This is a genomic window from Methylobacterium nigriterrae (assembly GCF_037106235.1).
GTDB lineage: Bacteria > Pseudomonadota > Alphaproteobacteria > Rhizobiales > Beijerinckiaceae > Methylobacterium > Methylobacterium nigriterrae.
Genome location: NZ_JBAWTG010001029.1, coordinates 1 through 256 on the forward strand (window position 1 = coordinate 1; position 256 = coordinate 256).

General features: G+C 61.3%; 1 protein-coding gene. It reads right to left on the minus strand.

All coding sequences use genetic code 11. The features are described from left to right. A partial coding sequence (locus WDW90_RS40125) for a FlgK family flagellar hook-associated protein (RefSeq protein ID WP_336493120.1) occupies positions 1-256 on the minus strand: 256 nt, incomplete at both ends.

The following is a 256-nucleotide window of genomic DNA, read 5'->3' on the forward strand; positions in this document are numbered from 1 at the left end:
GGAAGCCACCGGAGAACCGGCTGCGGCGTCATTACCGGCATTCCCGATGACCTTGGGCGTCCCGACACTGAACAGATTGGTGCCCTGTACGCCTGACAAGTCGTAGCCCTGGACATGCTGCTCATTGAGGGCAACCGAAATCCCCAGGGCAACCCGCCCCAGATCGTTTTGCACCGAATCGAGCGCATCCGAGCGGAACGTGAGCAAACCACCCAGTTGCCCGCCCGTGATCATGCTGTCAGCCATCTCGACCAGC